This is a genomic window from Burkholderia sp. BCC0097, from assembly GCF_902832985.1.
Lineage (GTDB): Bacteria > Pseudomonadota > Gammaproteobacteria > Burkholderiales > Burkholderiaceae > Burkholderia > Burkholderia orbicola.
The window spans coordinates 122,129-139,234 of record NZ_CADFDM010000003.1; the positions used below are offsets into that span (position 1 = coordinate 122,129).

Here is a 17,106-nt window from a genome sequence, read left to right on the forward strand (position 1 = left end):
CGTGAACCTGCTCGAACTCGACGACCTCTGCGTCGCCTACGACACGCCGCACGGCCGCCGCACCGTGGTCGACGGCCTGAGCCTCGCGCTGCCGCGCGGCGACATCGGCTGCCTGCTCGGCGCGTCCGGCTGCGGCAAGACCACCGTGCTGCGCGCGATCGCCGGCTTCGAACCCGTGCGCATGGGGCGCATCGTGCTGGACGGCACGCCGGTCGCGGCGCCGTCGCTCGACGTGCCGCCCGAGCGGCGGCGCATCGGCATGATGTTCCAGGATTACGCGCTGTTTCCGCACCTGAGCGCGGCCGACAACGTCGCGTTCGGCCTGCGGCGCATGCCGAAGGGCGAACGGCGCCTGCGCGTCGCGGAGCTGCTCGACCTCGTCGGCCTCGCCGATTCCGGCGACGCGTATCCGCACGAACTGTCGGGCGGCCAGCAGCAGCGCGTCGCCCTCGCACGCGCCCTCGCGCCATCGCCGGAATTGCTGCTGCTCGATGAGCCGTTCTCGAATCTCGACGTCGATACGCGCGAGCGGCTTGCGTTCGAGCTACGCGACATCCTGAAGCACACGGGCCACACCGCGATCCTCGTCACGCACAATCAGGCGGAAGCGTTCGCGATCGCCGACCGGATCGGCGTGATGAAGGACGGCCGGCTCGCGCAATGGGATACGCCGTATGCGCTGCACCATCATCCGGCCAGCCCGTTCGTCGCGGATTTCGTGCGCCGCGACGCGCTGGCCGACGAACGCGCGCGCGCACTGGCGCGCGGCCGCTGAAGCCGCGCCGCCGGCGCGGCGACAGGCCCGTCAGGCGGGCTCGGCCAGATCGCGCACGGGCAGCGCGGTCGAATACTTGATCTGCTCCATCGCGAACGACGAACTGACGTCGAACAGCGGCACCGTGCGGATCAGTTGCTTGTAGACGCGGTCGTAGTCGTCGATGCCGGCCACGACGACGCGCAGCAGGTAATCGGTCTCGCCACTCATCCGGTAGACCTCGACCACTTCCGGCATGTCGCGCACCGCCTGCGTGAAACGCTGCGCCCATTCCTCGGTGTGCTGGTTCGTGCGGATCGCGACGAACACGGTCGTGCCGACGCCGAGCTTGCGCGGATCGCACAGCGCGACCTGCGCGCGAATCGCGCCGGTTTCCTTCAGCCGCTGCACGCGCTTCCAGCACGGCGTCTGCGACAGGTTCACGCGCTGCGCCAGCTCCGCGATCGGCAGCGTGGCATCCGCCTGCAGCAGCTCCAGCAGCTTGCGATCGATGGCGTCCATTTCTCCATTCCCTCGTCGATAGAAATTTATTCTATTCATCCTGCCCAACGGGGAACAATATGAAAAGTGTCTCGGCGCGTCGACCGGTGTAAATACCGATCCGCCGCGCGCGCCGCCCCAAACGAAACAGGCGACGCCACCCGCGAAGGGTGGCGTCGCCCGACATCGTCGCGCGTCGCGGCTTGCACGCCGCGCCCGGGCCGGCGCTCACACGCCGCCGGCCGCCACGCCGATCAATACGCGACCGTCGCGATCTCGCGCACGAAGCTGTCCTGCTCGAGCGCGTCGACGAACGCGACCGCGTAGTCTTCCGCCGAGATCTTGCTGTTGCCCTGCGCGTCCACGATCAGCTTTCCGACGCCGGTGCGGAACGTGCCCGTGCGCTCGCCCGGCGCGATCAGCGCGGCCGGCGCGAAGAAGGTCCAGTCGAGATCGGTGACCGTCTCCAGGTAGTCGAATGCATCGCGGTGCGCGAGCGCCTGCGGCTTGTACGCGTCCGGAAAACCTTCGGTGTCGACGAGCTGCTTGCCCGGCGCGACTTCGAGCGAACCGGCGCCGCCTACCACGACGAGCCGCTTCAGGCCGGCCTGGCGCGTGCCGGCGACCAGCGCCTTCGCGGCCGCGACGACTTGCGCCGCATCTTCCTGCTTCGGGCCGTACGCGCTTGCGACGACGTCATGGCCCGGCAGCGCGGCGGCGATGCTGGCCGCGTCGAACAGGTCGGCCGCCTTCGCGGTGATGCCGTCGCCGGATGCACCCGGATGGCGCGACAGCGCGGTGACGCGGTGGCCGCGTCGCACGGCTTCCGCCGCGATGCGCGAGCCGATCGTGCCGGTGGCGCCGAACAGCGCGATATTCAACGAACGTTGCGTCATATCGATTCTCCAGTAATGAAAATATGTAACACAGTTAATTACACATAAGGCCGAAAAAAACGGGGTGAAGCCCCCGTTGCGCCGATCGCCGCGCGTACGCGCCGTCCGGCTTCCTGCCCTGCCCGCCGTCGGTCACCCGCCGGCGCGCGCCGCCCGTTGCGTGCGCTGCTCCCGATCCAGCATGTCGGCTGTCACGTCGACCAACGTGCGCGTGGCGAGCGAAGCCTCCATCGCGCGCTGCGCGTCGCCGATATAGCCGGTCAGCACGCCCTGGATGTGCCGCCCGACGAGACACGCCGGATTCGGCGCCTCGCGGTGCAGCGCGAACAGTTGCGCATCGTCGACCGCGCGATACACGTCGAGCAGCGTGATCTCACCGGGCTCGCGCGCCAGCAGCGCACCGCCGCCCGCGCCGAGCTGCGACGTGGTCAGGCCCGCGGCCGCCAGCATCGACAGCAACCGGCGAATCAGCGCCGGATTCGTATTCACGCTGCCCGCGATGATGTCGGACGACAACGGCACGCCTTCCTGCATCGACAGCAAGGCAAGCACGTGAACGGCAAACGCGAACCGGCTGCTGGTATTCATTCCTGACTCACTCGGCGACGCCGGCCGACCCGCAACCGGCGACATGTGTAACCATCATAATTACATTTTGCGAATCGTGCAAGCCCGCGTCATTCACTGCTCGCGGGTTTGGCCCCCGCGGCGCTCTGCTGGCTCCACTGCTGGAGTTTCTTGCCGGCTTCGGCGATCTTCGCGCCCGCTTCGGAAGCCGCATGCGCGACGACCGCGGACGCCGCCGCGTCGATCTGCGCCTGCGCCGCCGATGCGAGGCCGCTCGCGGACAGCGGCGGCACGGCCGACGCCGCGGACGCGATGCCGGCCTTCGCCGCGTTGATCTGTTGATTGACGGTGCTCGCCACCTGGTCGAGCGCCTTGGCCGCATTGTTCGCGGCATCGGCGGCCGCGCTCGCGGCCGTATCGGGTTGCGCGGCCGGCGTGCCGGACTTCTCGCAGCCCGCGAGCAACAGCAGCGCACCGGCGGCCACGGCCGTCAGCACGAACTCGGGCACGCGACGCGCCCGCGATGTCTTCATGTTCATCAGCAATCTCCGGCCGCGCGTGGCGCGACCTCGTGGTTGGACCGGTGTCGATGATACCGCCTGTGGAACAGGCCAAATGACGACCCGTTATTAAAAATGCCTTTCAATTTCGGATTCGTCTGATTCAATCGCACGCGCCACGCCTCTAAAGTGGGCACGCTTCGCTCCGCTTCGTACGTGTCCCCCTTTTCCTCGTTTTCCTCGTTATGGCTTTCCTCGTCGACTGGCTCATCGCTCTGGCCGCGCTGCTCGCCTCCACCCTGTTCCTGTGCCTGCGTGCGCCGTCGGCGCATCGCCTCGCCGAATCCGGGCGTCCGCGCCGCATCGCCTGCGCGCGCCTGCTCACGCAGGCCGTGATCGGCTTCTGGACCGCGGCCCTGATCGTCGCGCAAGGCATCCTAGGCGCCGACGCCGACGGCCAGTCCCTCGCGGGCTTCGCGGCGCTTGCCTTCGCCTCGCTCGGGCTGACGACCGTCGCCGCCTACTGGTCGGCCTGCGCGCTGAGGCTGCGCCGGCCGCCCGCGCTGTTCGCACGGCACTGACGCGCCAGATCGGTGCGTGATACCGCATCACCGCGCACCGCCTCGTTCATCATACGCACCAGTTCAGCACGTCTCGCACCACCTGCGTGCAATCGACGCGCCGCTCGAGCGGCGCCGATCCCGCCTCGATCCCGTGCACGATTCACCGGAATGCCGCATGGCGAGGCATCCAGGCACCAATTCCACGCAATCGTTCCCCAGCTTGGCTCGATATTTGCATTCCTTGCCCGTTTTTTGCGCAAGGAAGCCACGGCATGGATGGTCTGAAATCCGGCGTCGACACACTGTTCCTGTTGATCGGCGCCGTCATGGTGCTCGCGATGCACGCGGGCTTCGCGTTTCTCGAACTCGGCACGGTCCGCAAGAAGAACCAGGTCAACGCGCTCGTGAAGATCCTGGTCGACTTCTCGGTGTCGACGCTCGCGTACTTCTTCATCGGCTACACGATCGCGTACGGCGTCGAATTCTTCGACGACATCGGCACGCTGTCGCAGCACAACGGCTACGCGCTCGTGCGCTTCTTTTTCCTGCTGACGTTCGCGGCGGCGATCCCGGCGATCGTGTCCGGCGGCATCGCCGAGCGCGCGAAGTTCAACCCGCAGCTCGTCGCGACGCTGATCATCGTCGGCTTCATCTATCCGTTCTTCGAAGGGATCGCCTGGAACGAGCGCTTCGGCGTGCAGGCCTGGCTCGCGCACGCGTTCGGCGCGCCGTTCCACGACTTCGCGGGCTCGGTCGTCGTGCACGCGTTCGGCGGCTGGGTCGCGTTGCCGGCCGTGCTGCTGCTCGGCGCGCGCCACGGCCGCTATGCGAAGGACGGCCGGATCGCCGCGCACCCGCCGTCGAACATCCCGTTCCTCGCGCTCGGCGCCTGGGTGCTCGCGGTCGGCTGGTTCGGCTTCAACGTGATGAGCGCGCAGACGCTCGACAAGATCAGCGGCCTCGTCGCGGTGAACTCGCTGATGGCGATGGTCGGCGGCACGCTCGCCGCGTGGATGGCCGGCCGCAACGACCCGGGCTTCACGTACAACGGGCCGCTCGCGGGCCTCGTCGCGGTATGCGCCGGCTCCGACGTGATGCACCCGATCGGCGCGCTCGTCACGGGCGCTGCGGCCGGCGCGCTGTTCGTCGCGATGTTCACCTGCGTGCAGAACCGCTGGCGCATCGACGACGTGCTCGGCGTCTGGCCGCTGCACGGGATGTGCGGCGCGCTCGGCGGCCTCGCGGCCGGCGTGTTCGGGCTGCCGGCGCTCGGCGGCCTCGGCGGCGTGTCGTTCCTGTCGCAGCTCGTCGGCACGCTCGGCGGCATCGCGATCGCGACCGCGGGCGGCGCGCTCGTCTACGGCGCGCTGAAGGCGACCGTCGGCCTGCGTCTCGATCGGGAAGCCGAATTCGACGGCGCCGACCTGTCGATCCACCGCATCTCGGCCACGCCCGAGCGCGATTGAGCGCAAACGCTTGCGACCGGCGTCCGTCAGCTCGCCTGACGGACGCCCGACGCTTCATTACGTTTTCGATTCAAAAAACTTTCATCTAGCGTCCTTACACTTCCGTCCAGTTTTCAATATGCCTTCGCGAAGCTTGCCGCTCGCCCGCTTCGCGAAGGCCATTCTTCCAACAACCGAAACTGGACTCCACATGCCCGCGTTGCCCAATGCTTCCCGTCGTCAGGCCCTGAAGATCCTCGCCGGCGCGCCGATGCTTCCCCTTTCCGGCCTCGCGCTGCCGGCCCTGCTGACGGGTTGCGGCGGCGACGACGGTCCCGCGTCGACGCCGGCGCCGGTCGCCGCTGCCTATACGTCGGCGGCATTCTCGGCGATGGCCGCGCCGACGCTCGACAACGCGGCCGCGATGGCCACGACGACGGTCGGCTCGACGCTGTCGGTGTCGTTCTCGGACGGCTCGTCGCGCAACTTCAAGCTCGCGTACAAGCCGTTCTTCGTGACCGGCGACATGGTGCCGGACGGCAAGGGCGGCACGACGCTCGCGGGCGGCTACTACGACATCAACAACCAGCCGATCATCGATCGCTCGGTCGCCGGCAAGGAGCGCCAGTTCTATTCCGACTGCCCGGACGGCAGCTCGCTGCTGACGCTGAAGAACGCGAACGTGCCCGGCGTGAAGGGCAACACGGTGTTCGCGGTCGTGCAGTTCGAATACACGACGCGCGACCAGGCAAGCGCGTCGCAGTACGGCCAGCTGCCGTCGCCGATCGCCGTGCTCACGCTCGACCAGGATCCGGCCACCGGCGCGCTGAAGGTCGTGAAGTACCACAACGTCGACACGTCGAAGGCGCACGGCCTGTGGATCACCTGCGGCGCGAGCCTGTCGCCTTGGGGCACGCACCTGTCGAGCGAGGAATACGAGCCGGACGCGACGAAGGCCGCGACCGACGCGCAGTTCAAGGCATTCAGCAAGAACACGTTCGGCGACGAGACGAAGGCGAACCCCTACCACTACGGCCATCTGCCCGAGATCACCGTGAATCCGGACGGCACCGGCACCGTGAAGAAGCACTACTGCCTCGGCCGCATCTCGCACGAGCTGATCCAGGTGATGCCGGACCAGCGCACCGTGATGATGGGCGACGACGCCACCAACGGCGGCCTGTTCATGTTCGTCGCCGACAAGGCGGCCGACCTGTCGGCCGGCACGCTGTACGTCGCGAAGTGGACGCAGACGTCGTCCGCCGGCGCCGGCACCGCGACGCTCACGTGGATCAAGATCGGCCACGCGACCAGCAGCGAGATCGAAACGCTCGCGAACACGCTGAAGGCGTCGGACATCATGGATCTGGTGACCACCGATCCGAACGATGCGAGCTACACGAAGATCCACTTCGGCGGCAAGTTCAACTGGATGCGCGTGAAGCCGGGAATGGAAAAGGCCGCCGCGTTCCTCGAAACGCACCGCTATGCGGCGCTGCTCGGCGGCAGCATGGCGTTCACGAAGCTCGAAGGCACGACCGTGAACGCGAAGGACAAGATCGTCTACACGGCGATGTCGCGGATCGAAACGTCGATGGTCAAGGGCAACGCGGTGTCGCGCGACGTCGCGGTCGACAAGAAGATCGCCGCGGGCGCCGTCTACGCGCTGAACCTGAAGGCCGGCCAGCGCGACACGACGGGCGGCGCGATCGACAGCGAATGGGTGCCGGTCGACATGGGCGCGCCGGCCGCGCTGGTCGGCGAGGATCTCGCCGCGGCCGACGCGCTCGGCAACCTCGCGAACCCGGACAAGATCGCGAACCCGGACAACCTGAAGTTCTCCGAGAAGCTGCGCACCCTCTTCATCGGCGAAGACTCGGGCATGCACGTGAACAACTTCCTGTGGGCGTACAACGTCGACACGAAGTCGCTCTCGCGGGTGCTGTCGTGCCCGGCCGGCGCCGAATCGACGGGCCTGCACGCGGTCGACGAGATCAACGGCTGGACCTACATCATGAGCAACTTCCAGCACGCGGGCGACTGGGAATCGCCGCTGCACGACAAGGTCAAGCCGACGCTCGACCCGCTCGTGCGCGCGAACTACAAGGATCGCTTCGGCGCCAGCGTCGGCTACCTGACGGCCGAGCAGACCAGCATCAAGCTCGCGAAGGGCTGATTCCCACGCGAGGAGGAGGCGTTGCTCCGTTGACCGGGCGCCTCCGACCAGGCGTCGTTTCTTCATCACCGTTCATTCGTCGGCGCTCCACGCCGTTTCACGCGCGATGCCCACTGCGGGCGTCGCGCTTTTTTTTGCGTGCGGGGATCGTGAGAGCGGCGCACATCGCACCTGCAAGCAGGCGCGAAGCAGCCCTGGACAGGCGTTTGCGGCGATCGGGGGATAATACGGGCCTGACGCGTCCGGGTGGACGGTCGGAAAGACAGGCAAAAAAAAGCGCCACGGAGACCGTGGCGCTAAAAAAGTTCTAGCCATTCCGAGGGCCGTGCTAGAACCTGAGAGACTGCGCGAAACATCGTTGCCGGTTAAACTCTTGAAACGATGTTTCGAAAACGTGAGACATTCTTTCCGTTTCCGCCCGACAAGTCAAGCGGTATTTGCACCGGTTCATGCACTTTCCGGCAACGCTCATTTGAGCGTTTTCCTAATAAACCAAGGGTGAACCCGTAAAATCTCATCGAATGACCGGTTCACCCGCGGAACATGCATCCTTTGACAATAGTCCTACAATACCAACAAAATTGAAATCGAGTTTCGGAATTAGAGAGAATCCCTCGTGTCGACAACTGTAACCTCTCCCGCGTCGCGGGACCGTGAATCGTCGCCCGACGAGATCACCGCCCTCGCCCGCGGCCTCGCCGTGCTGCGCCGCATCGCGGCTGCCGACGCCCCCGTCAGCAATCGCGAACTGACCGAATTGACCGGCATCCCGAAGCCGACCGTCTCGCGTATCACCGCGACGCTCGTCAGCGCCGGCTTCCTGTTCCAGTTGCCCGACAGCGAGCGCTTCGTGCTGACCGCGTCGGTGCTCGAACTGAGCCACGGCTTCCTGCGCAACTTCGACATCCGCGCGCGTTCGCGGCCGTTCATGATCGAACTGGCCGAACGCACGTCGCTGTCCGTGCATCTCGCGGTGCGCGACCGCCTCGACATGGTCGCGATCGACGTGATCCGCCCGCGCTCGGCCGTGCTCGTCACGCGCCTCGAGATCGGCTCGCGGATGGACATCGCGCGTACGGCCGTGGGGCGCGCGTACCTCGCGGCGCTCGAGGACGACGAGCGGAGGCAACTGCTCGAGTCGCTGCGCACCACGGCCGGCGACGACTGGCCGCACGTGTCCGCTCGCCTCACGCCCGCGCTCGACGAAGCGATGCGCGACGGCCACGCGATCGCGATCGGCGAATGGCGCGAGGGCCTGAATGCGGTCGCGGCCGGTTTCGTCGGCCCGTCCGGTCAACGCTATTCGGTGAATTGCGGCGGCGCGGCGCACCAGTGTCCGCCCGAATGGCTGCAGGAACACGTGGTGCCCGCGCTGCAGGAATGCATCGCGAAAATCACCCGCGAAATCGGCGGCGCGCCGGCCCGGCGCGTCGGCGTGTAATCGTTTCGTCATCGCCGTGTCGCGTTCTGTAACGACCGTAACCCGTTGAAAGATAGACCGCTGGACTGTAACGGGGACGGCACGTAGGATCATGCCCATCGTCGCGCCGCATTCGCGGTGCGCACCGCTCTTTTCCCGCGGATCGGCGGGGCCCCGGACCGAGCCGGGCCGCCCCGTCCCGTCACCCGCACGCCCACGCGCAGCCCAGCAGTCCGATTTTCCGGCCCGCCGCGCCGTCTTCCTGACAGAACACGATGGATAACGAACAAAAGCCCACGCCCCCTTCGAAAGACTCCGCGCCCGCCGCTGCACGGCGCCCGCGCCGCACGCTTCTGATCGGCACCGTCGCGGTCGTCGTCATCGGCGGCCTGCTGTGGTGGCATCCGTGGAACCGCACGCCCGCGACAGGCAGTTCGGCGCAAGGCGCGGGCGCCAGCGCGGCCGCAGGCAGCCATCGCGGCCGCGGCGGCCCCGCTGCAATGGCGAACGTTCCGCAGCCGGTGCAGGTCGCCCCCGTGACGCAGGGCGAGATGCCGATCGTGCTGTCCGCGCTCGGCACCGTCACGCCGCTCGCGAACGTGACGGTCAAGACGCAGCTGTCGGGCTACCTGCAGTCGGTGTCGTTCCAGGAAGGCCAGATCGTCAAGAAAGGCGACGTGCTCGCGCAGATCGACCCGCGCCCGTACCAGGTCGCGCTCGAGAACGCCGAAGGCACGCATGCGCGCGACGCGGCGCTGCTCGCGACGGCCCGCCTCGACCTGAAGCGCTACCAGACGCTGCTGTCGCAGGACTCGATCGCGTCGCAAACCGTCGATACGCAGGCATCGCTCGTCAAGCAGTACGAAGGCGCGGTGAAGACCGACCAGGCCGCGATCGATTCCGCGAAACTCAATCTCACCTACGCGCGCATCACGGCGCCGGTCTCCGGCCGCGTCGGCCTGCGCCAGGTCGACCCCGGCAACTACGTGACGCCGGGCGACACCAACGGCATCGTCGTGATCACGCAGTTGCAGCCGATGAGCGTGATCTTCACGACGTCGGAAGACAACCTGCCGCAGATCCTCAAGCAGGTGAACGCCGGCCAGAAACTGTCGGTCACCGCCTACAACCGCAACAACACCGTGCCGCTCGAAACGGGCTCGCTCGCGACGCTCGACAACCAGATCGACACGAGCACCGGCACGGTCAAGCTGCGCGCGAATTTCGATAACAAGGAAGGCATGCTGTTCCCGAATCAGTTCGTGAACACGCGGCTGCTCGTCGACGTGATGCGCAACGCGACGATCGTGCCGACCTCCGCCGTGCTGACGGGCTCGATCGGCCAGTTCGTCTATGTCGTGAAACCCGACAACACGGTGACGGTGCGCAAGGTCACGGTCGGCCCGGTCGACGGCGAACGCACGAGCATCGTCAGCGGCGTGACGCTCGGCGAGCGCGTGGTGACCGACGGCTCGGACCGTCTGCGCGAAGGCTCGAAGATCTCGATTCCGGCCGACAAGCCGAAGGACGCATCGGGCGCGCACGGCGCACGGGCCGCATCGGGTGCATCGGCTGCGTCCGGTGCCGGCGGCCATCGCGGCGGACACCGGCACGGCGCGTCGCAAGCCGCGGCCCCCGCGGCCCAGTAACGCGCGGGCCGCTCGATGAATCCATCCCGCCTCTTCATTCTCCGGCCGGTCGGCACCGCTCTCCTGATGGCGGCGATCATGCTGGCCGGCCTCGTGGCGCTGCGCTTCCTGCCGCTCGCCGCGCTGCCCGAGGTCGACTACCCGACGATCCAGGTCCAGACCTTCTACCCGGGCGCGAGCCCGGAAGTGATGACGTCGTCGGTCACCGCGCCGCTCGAACGCCAGTTCGGGCAGATGCCGTCGCTGAACCAGATGTCGTCCCAAAGCTCGGCCGGCGCGTCGGTGATCACGCTGCAGTTCTCGCTCGACCTGCCGCTCGACATCGCCGAACAGGAAGTGCAGGCCGCGATCAACGCAGCCGGCAACCTGCTGCCGTCCGACCTGCCCGCTCCGCCGATCTACGCGAAGGTGAACCCGGCCGATGCGCCGGTGCTGACGCTCGCCGTCAAGTCGAAGACGCTGCCGCTCACGCAGGTGCAGGATCTCGCCGACACGCGCCTCGCGATGAAGATCTCGCAGATCGCCGGCGTCGGCCTCGTCAGCCTGTCGGGCGGCAACCGCCCGGCCGTGCGAATCCAGGCGAACCCGACCGCGCTCGCGAAGTACGGGATGAACCTCGACGACCTGCGCACGACGATCTCGAACCTGAACGTCAACACGCCGAAGGGCAACTTCGACGGTCCGACGCGCGCGTACACGATCAACGCGAACGACCAGCTGACGAGCGCCGACCAGTACAACAGCGCGGTCGTCGCGTACAAGAACGGCCGCCCGGTGATGCTGACCGACGTCGCGACGGTCGTCGCCGGCTCGGAGAACACCAAGCTCGGCGCGTGGGTGAATTCGGACCCGGCGATCATCCTGAACGTGCAGCGCCAGCCGGGCGCGAACGTGATCGCGACCGTCGACGCGATCAAGGCGCAGTTGCCGAAGCTGCAGGAAACGCTGCCGGCCGCGCTCGACGTCGAGATCGTCACCGATCGCACGACGATGATCCGCGCGGCCGTGCGCGACGTGCAGTTCGAGCTGCTGCTCGCGGTCGGGCTCGTCGTGCTGGTGATGTACCTGTTCCTCGCGAACGTCTACGCGACGATCATCCCGAGCCTGTCGGTGCCGCTGTCGCTGATCGGCACGCTCGCGGTGATGTACATGGCCGGCTTCTCGCTGAACAACCTGTCGCTGATGGCGCTCACCATCGCGACCGGCTTCGTCGTCGACGACGCGATCGTGATGATCGAGAACATCGCGCGCTACGTCGAGGAAGGCGAATCGGGGCTCGAGGCCGCGCTGAAGGGCTCGCGGCAGATCGGCTTCACGATCATCTCGCTGACGGTGTCGCTGATCGCGGTGCTGATCCCGCTGCTGTTCATGGGCGACGTGGTCGGGCGCCTCTTCCATGAATTCGCGATCACGCTCGCGGTGACGATCGTGATCTCGGCGATCGTGTCGCTCACGCTCGTGCCGATGATGTGCGCGAAGCTGCTGCGCCACTCGCCGCCGCCCGAGAGCCACCGCTTCGAGGCGCGCGTGCACCGCGCGATCGACTGGGTGATCGCCCGCTACGCGGTCGCGCTCGAATGGGTGCTGAACCGCCAGCGCTCGACGCTCGTCGTCGCGCTGCTGACGCTCGGGCTGACCGCCCTGCTCTATGTCTACGTGCCGAAGGGCTTCTTCCCCGCGCAGGACACCGGCGTGATCCAGGCGATCACGCAGGCGCCGCAGTCGATCTCGTACGGCGCGATGGCCGAACGCCAGCAGACGCTCGCGGCCGAGATCCTGAAGGACCCGAACGTCGACAGCCTCACGTCGTTCATCGGCGTCGACGGCAGCAACATCACGCTGAACAGCGGCCGGATGCTGATCAACCTGAAGGCGCGCGACGAACGCACCGAAACCGCCGCGCAGATCATCCGCGACCTGCAGCAGCGCGTGTCGAACATCACCGGCATTTCGCTGTTCATGCAGCCGGTGCAGGATCTGACGATCGACTCGACGGTCAGCCCGACGCAGTACCAGTTCATGCTGACGAGCCCGAACTCGGAAGAATTCGCGACCTGGGTGCCGAAACTCGTCGCGCGACTGCAGCAGGAGCCGTCGCTCGCCGACGTCGCGACCGACCTGCAGAGCAACGGCCAGTCGGTGTACATCGAAATCGACCGCGCGAGCGCCGCGCGTTTCGGCATCACGCCGGCGACCGTCGACAACGCGCTGTACGACGCGTTCGGCCAGCGCATCGTGTCGACGATCTTCACGCAGTCGAATCAGTACCGCGTGATTCTCGAATCGGAGCCGAAGGAGCAGCACTACGCGCAATCGCTGAACGACATCTACCTGCCGTCGGCCGGCGGCGGCCAGGTGCCGCTGACGTCGATCGCGTCGTTCCACGAGCGGCCGTCGCCGCTGCTGGTCGCGCACCTGTCGCAGTTCCCGTCGACGACGATCTCGTTCAACCTCGCGCCGGGCGCGTCGCTCGGCGAGGCCGTCAAGGCAATCGAGGCCGCCGAGAAGGACATCGGGCTGCCCGGCTCGTTCCAGACGCGCTTCCAGGGCGCGGCGCTCGCGTTCCAGGCATCGCTGTCGAACCAGCTGTTCCTGATCCTCGCGGCGGTCGTCACGATGTACATCGTGCTCGGCGTCCTGTACGAGAGCTACATCCACCCGATCACGATCCTGTCGACGCTGCCGTCGGCCGGCGTCGGCGCGCTGCTCGCGCTGATGATCACCGGGCACGACCTCGACATCATCGGGATCATCGGCATCGTGCTGCTGATCGGCATCGTGAAGAAGAACGCGATCATGATGATCGACTTCGCGCTCGAGGCCGAACGCGTCGAAGGCAAGCCGCCGCGCGAGGCGATCTACCAAGCCTGCCTGCTGCGCTTCCGGCCGATCCTGATGACGACGCTCGCCGCGCTGCTCGGCGCGGTGCCGCTGATCGTCGGCTCCGGCGCGGGCTCCGAGCTGCGCCAGCCGCTCGGGATCGCGATCGCCGGCGGCCTGATCGTGTCGCAGGTGCTGACGTTGTTCACGACACCCGTGATCTACCTCGGCTTCGATTCGCTCGCGCGCCGCGTCCGCAGCTGGTTCGAGCGGCACGGGCCGGGCGCCGATGCAGGCAAGCACACGGGTGCATAACCGATGAACCTGTCGCGCCCCTTCATCACCCGCCCCGTCGCGACGACGCTGCTCGCGCTCGGCGTCGCGCTCGCGGGCCTGTTCGCGTTCATCAAGCTGCCGGTGTCGCCGCTTCCGCAGGTCGACTTCCCGACGATCTCGGTGCAGGCGTCGCTGCCGGGCGCGAGCCCGGAAACGGTCGCGACCAGCGTGACGAGCCCGCTGGAGCGGCACCTCGGCTCGATCGCGGACGTCTCCGAAATGACGTCGACGAGCACCGTCGGCAATGCGCGGATCATCCTGCAGTTCGGCCTGAACCGCGACATCGACGGCGCCGCGCGCGACGTGCAGGCCGCGATCAACGCGGCGCGCGCCGACCTGCCCGCCGCGCTGAAGAGCAATCCGACCTACCGCAAGGTCAACCCGGCCGATTCGCCGATCATGGTCGTATCGCTGACCTCGGAGACGGCGTCGCCTGCGAAGGTGTACGACGCCGCGTCGACGGTGCTGCAGCAGTCGCTGTCGCAGATCGACGGAATCGGCCAGGTCACCGTGAGCGGCTCCGCGAACCCGGCCGTGCGCGTCGAGCTCGAGCCGCAGTCGCTGTTCCACTACGGGATCGGCCTCGAGGACGTGCGCGCGGCGCTGGCTTCCGCGAACGCCAATGCGCCGAAGGGCGCGATCGAGTTCGGCCCGCAGCGCTTCCAGCTCTATACGAACGACCAGGCGTCCCAGGCGTCGCAATACCGCGACCTCGTCGTCGCCTACCGCAACGGCTCGGCCGTGCGGCTGTCCGATCTGTCGGACGTCGTCGATTCGGTCGAGGATCTGCGCAACCTCGGCCTGTCGAACGGCAAGCGCGCGGTGCTCGTGATCCTCTACCGCTCGCCCGGCGCGAACATCATCGAGACGATCGACCGCGTGCGCGCGGCGCTGCCGCAGCTCACCGCGTCGCTGCCCGCCGACATCACGGTCACACCGGTGCTCGACCGCTCGACCACCATCCGCGCGTCGCTGAGGGACACCGAACACACACTGCTGATCGCGGTCAGCCTCGTCGTGATGGTCGTGTTCCTGTTCCTGCGCAACTGGCGCGCGACGCTGATCCCGAGCGTCGCGGTGCCGATCTCGATCGTCGGCACGTTCGGCGCGATGTATCTGCTGGGCTTCTCGATCGACAACCTGTCGCTGATGGCGCTGATCGTCGCGACCGGCTTCGTCGTCGACGACGCGATCGTCGTGCTCGAGAACATCTCGCGGCACATCGAGAACGGCAAGTCGCGGATGCAGGCCGCGTTCGACGGCGCGCGCGAAGTCGGCTTCACGGTGCTGTCGATGAGCATCTCGCTCGTCGCGGTGTTCCTGCCGATCCTGCTGATGGGCGGGATCGTCGGGCGCCTGTTCCGCGAGTTCGCGCTGACGCTGTCGCTCGCGATCGCCGTGTCGCTCGCGGTGTCGCTCACGGTCACGCCGATGATGTGCGCGCGCCTGCTGCCCGAACAACACGACCCGCAAAGCGAGGGCCGCTTCGGGCGCTTCCTCGAACGCGGTTTCGCGCGCATGCAGCGCGGCTACGAGCGCTCGCTGTCGTGGGCACTACGCCGGCCGTTCTTGATCCTGCTGACGCTGTTCGCGACGATCGGGCTGAACGTCTACCTGTACGTCGTCGTGCCGAAGGGCTTCTTCCCGCAGCAGGACACCGGGCTGATGGTCGGCGGCATCCAGGCCGACCAATCGACGTCGTTCCAGGCGATGAAGCTGAAGTTCTCTGAGATGATGCGGATCGTGCAGGGCAACCCGAACGTGAAGAGCGTCGCGGGCTTCACCGGCGGCACGCAGACCAACTCGGGCTTCATGTTCGTCACGCTGAAGGACCGCACCGAGCGCAAGCTGTCGGCCGACCAGGTGATCCAGCAGCTGCGCCCGCGGCTGGCGGACGTGGCGGGCGCGCGCACGTTCCTGCAGGCGGCGCAGGACATCCGCGTCGGCGGCCGGCAGAGCAACGCGCAGTACCAGTTCACGCTGCTCGGCGATTCGAGCGCCGACCTGTACAAGTGGGGGCCGATCCTGACCGAGGCGCTGCAGAAGCGCCCCGAACTGACCGACGTGAACTCCGACCAGCAGCAAGGCGGCCTCGAGGCGATGGTGACGATCGACCGGGCGACGGCCGCGCGGTTCGGCATCAAGCCCGCGCAGATCGACAACACGCTGTACGACGCGTTCGGCCAGCGCCAGGTCTCGACGATCTACAACCCGCTGAACCAGTACCACGTCGTGATGGAAGTCGCGCCGAAGTACTGGCAGAGCCCGGAGATGCTGAACCAGGTGTGGATCAGCACGTCGGGCGGCAGCGCGAACGGCTCGCAGACCACCAACGCGGCCGCCGGCACCTTCGTCGCGACCTCGGCCGGCACGTCGAGCGCCGGCACGGCCGCGCAGAGCGCCGCGGCGATCGCGTCCGATTCCGCGCGCAACCAGGCGCTCAATTCGATCGCGGCGAGCGGCAAGTCGAGCGCGTCGTCGGGCGCGTCGGTGTCGACCTCGAAGTCGACGATGATCCCGCTGTCGGCGATCGCGACGTTCGGGCCGAGCACGACGCCGCTGTCGGTCAACCACCAGGGGCTGTTCGTCGCGACCACGATCTCGTTCAACCTGCCGCCGGGCGTGTCGCTGTCGCAGGCAACGCAGGTGATCTATCAGACGATGGCGCAGATCGGCGTGCCGCCGACGATCGTCGGCAGCTTCCAGGGCACCGCGCAGGCGTTCCAGCAGTCGATGAACGATCAGCCGATCCTGATCCTCGCGGCGCTGCTGGCCGTCTACATCGTGCTCGGCATCCTGTACGAGAGCTACATCCACCCGATCACGATCCTGTCGACGCTGCCGTCGGCCGGCGTCGGCGCGCTGCTCGCGTTGCTGCTGTTCAAGACCGAGTTCAGCATCATCGCGCTGATCGGCGTGATCCTGCTGATCGGCATCGTGAAGAAGAACGCGATCATGATGGTCGACTTCGCGATCGACCAGACGCGCAACCACGGGAAGTCGTCATTCGACGCGATCCACGAGGCGTGCCTGCTGCGCTTTCGCCCGATCATGATGACGACGATGGCGGCGCTGCTCGGCGCGCTGCCGCTCGCGTTCGGCAACGGCGACGGCGCCGAGTTGCGCGCGCCGCTCGGGATCGCGATCGCCGGCGGCCTGGTCATGTCGCAGGTGCTGACGCTCTATACGACGCCGGTCGTCTACCTGTACATGGACCGGTTCCGCGTGTGGGCCGAGAAGCGCCGCAACCGCCGCGGCAATACCGGCGGGCCGGCGGTCGCGGGCGAGTGACGAAAGCGGCTGCCCTTCCGAGCTGCCCCCAAGAGTTGGGACATTATCCCGACCCTTGGGGGGTCATGAACCGCCTGGATTTCCTGGACAGCGCCGAGCGTTAGTGTCCGGTCTTTCAGCGGCCGTCTTTTGCGCTTGATTGCCGGGCTTGATTGCCTGCCGCAATCGGCTATCGTGTGTCCATGCCC

12 protein-coding genes are annotated in these 17,106 nt (G+C 67.3%); 8 read left to right on the forward strand and 4 right to left on the reverse strand.

The genetic code is table 11. The annotated features are described in order from the left end of the window. Position 1 precedes the first annotated feature (1 nt). Positions 2–775 carry an ABC transporter ATP-binding protein gene (locus HWX07_RS10135; protein WP_012328193.1) on the forward strand — a complete coding sequence of 258 codons (774 nt, stop codon included), beginning with the start codon at positions 2–4 and terminating at the stop codon, positions 773–775. A gap of 30 nt (positions 776–805) precedes the next feature. Here the strand turns inward: HWX07_RS10135 and HWX07_RS10140 are convergent, their stop codons facing one another. From HWX07_RS10140 to HWX07_RS10155, 4 genes are all read right to left on the reverse strand, one after another. Then, complete coding sequence (locus HWX07_RS10140; protein WP_006484401.1) at positions 806–1,276, reverse strand: Lrp/AsnC family transcriptional regulator; 471 nt, start codon at positions 1,274–1,276, stop codon at positions 806–808. Between the two features lie 233 nt (positions 1,277–1,509). Next, entirely contained in the window at positions 1,510–2,151 is a 642-nt protein-coding gene (locus HWX07_RS10145; protein ID WP_175876234.1) for an NAD(P)H-binding protein, read from the reverse strand. A gap of 132 nt (positions 2,152–2,283) precedes the next feature. Further along, positions 2,284–2,739, reverse strand: coding sequence for an Rrf2 family transcriptional regulator (locus HWX07_RS10150; RefSeq protein ID WP_011545008.1), 456 nt, complete (start codon positions 2,737–2,739; stop codon positions 2,284–2,286). Positions 2,740–2,828: 89 nt separating this feature from the next. Beyond that, positions 2,829–3,257: a hypothetical protein gene (locus HWX07_RS10155; protein WP_012328191.1), complete on the reverse strand. Its 429-nt coding sequence runs from the start codon at positions 3,255–3,257 to the stop codon at positions 2,829–2,831. Between the two features lie 206 nt (positions 3,258–3,463). Between HWX07_RS10155 and HWX07_RS10160 the strand changes: the two genes are divergently transcribed. The 7 genes from HWX07_RS10160 to HWX07_RS10190 all read left to right on the forward strand — a co-directional run bounded on the left by HWX07_RS10160 (position 3,464) and on the right by HWX07_RS10190 (position 16,918). After that, positions 3,464–3,799: a hypothetical protein gene (locus tag HWX07_RS10160; protein WP_175876235.1), complete on the forward strand. Its 336-nt coding sequence runs from the start codon at positions 3,464–3,466 to the stop codon at positions 3,797–3,799. Between the two features lie 254 nt (positions 3,800–4,053). Beyond that, entirely contained in the window at positions 4,054–5,247 is a 1,194-nt protein-coding gene (locus HWX07_RS10165; protein ID WP_006476424.1) for an ammonium transporter, read from the forward strand. Positions 5,248–5,437: 190 nt separating this feature from the next. After that, positions 5,438–7,402 (forward strand): alkaline phosphatase PhoX, encoded by a 1,965-nt coding sequence (locus tag HWX07_RS10170; RefSeq protein WP_175876236.1) that lies wholly within the window; start codon positions 5,438–5,440, stop codon positions 7,400–7,402. Between the two features lie 616 nt (positions 7,403–8,018). After that, complete coding sequence (locus HWX07_RS10175; RefSeq protein WP_006476426.1) at positions 8,019–8,843, forward strand: IclR family transcriptional regulator; 825 nt, start codon at positions 8,019–8,021, stop codon at positions 8,841–8,843. A 254-nt stretch (positions 8,844–9,097) separates the two neighbouring features. Then, positions 9,098–10,471, forward strand: a complete 1,374-nt coding sequence (locus HWX07_RS10180; protein WP_175876237.1) for an MdtA/MuxA family multidrug efflux RND transporter periplasmic adaptor subunit — start codon at positions 9,098–9,100, stop codon at positions 10,469–10,471. 15 nt (positions 10,472–10,486) lie between these two features. Further along, on the forward strand, positions 10,487–13,606 hold the full coding sequence (locus tag HWX07_RS10185; RefSeq protein ID WP_175876238.1) for an MdtB/MuxB family multidrug efflux RND transporter permease subunit: 3,120 nt from the start codon (positions 10,487–10,489) through the stop codon (positions 13,604–13,606). Positions 13,607–13,609: 3 nt separating this feature from the next. Continuing rightward, positions 13,610–16,918, forward strand: coding sequence for an efflux RND transporter permease subunit (locus tag HWX07_RS10190; protein ID WP_006476429.1), 3,309 nt, complete (start codon positions 13,610–13,612; stop codon positions 16,916–16,918). Positions 16,919–17,106: the final 188 nt, after the last annotated feature.

Excerpts from the sequence above, each read along its gene's own strand:
- HWX07_RS10170 (WP_175876236.1), top strand. The coding sequence starts at position 5,438 with ATGCCCGCGTTGCCCAATGCTTCCCGTCGTCAGGCCCTGAAGATCCTC.
- HWX07_RS10140 (WP_006484401.1), bottom strand. The coding sequence starts at position 1,276 with ATGGACGCCATCGATCGCAAGCTGCTGGAGCTGCTGCAGGCGGATGCC.
- HWX07_RS10145 (WP_175876234.1), bottom strand. The coding sequence starts at position 2,151 with ATGACGCAACGTTCGTTGAATATCGCGCTGTTCGGCGCCACCGGCACG.
- HWX07_RS10160 (WP_175876235.1), top strand. The coding sequence starts at position 3,464 with ATGGCTTTCCTCGTCGACTGGCTCATCGCTCTGGCCGCGCTGCTCGCC.
- HWX07_RS10180 (WP_175876237.1), top strand. The coding sequence starts at position 9,098 with ATGGATAACGAACAAAAGCCCACGCCCCCTTCGAAAGACTCCGCGCCC.
- HWX07_RS10190 (WP_006476429.1), top strand. The coding sequence starts at position 13,610 with ATGAACCTGTCGCGCCCCTTCATCACCCGCCCCGTCGCGACGACGCTG.
- HWX07_RS10150 (WP_011545008.1), bottom strand. The coding sequence starts at position 2,739 with ATGAATACCAGCAGCCGGTTCGCGTTTGCCGTTCACGTGCTTGCCTTG.
- HWX07_RS10155 (WP_012328191.1), bottom strand. The coding sequence starts at position 3,257 with ATGAACATGAAGACATCGCGGGCGCGTCGCGTGCCCGAGTTCGTGCTG.
- HWX07_RS10165 (WP_006476424.1), top strand. The coding sequence starts at position 4,054 with ATGGATGGTCTGAAATCCGGCGTCGACACACTGTTCCTGTTGATCGGC.
- HWX07_RS10185 (WP_175876238.1), top strand. The coding sequence starts at position 10,487 with ATGAATCCATCCCGCCTCTTCATTCTCCGGCCGGTCGGCACCGCTCTC.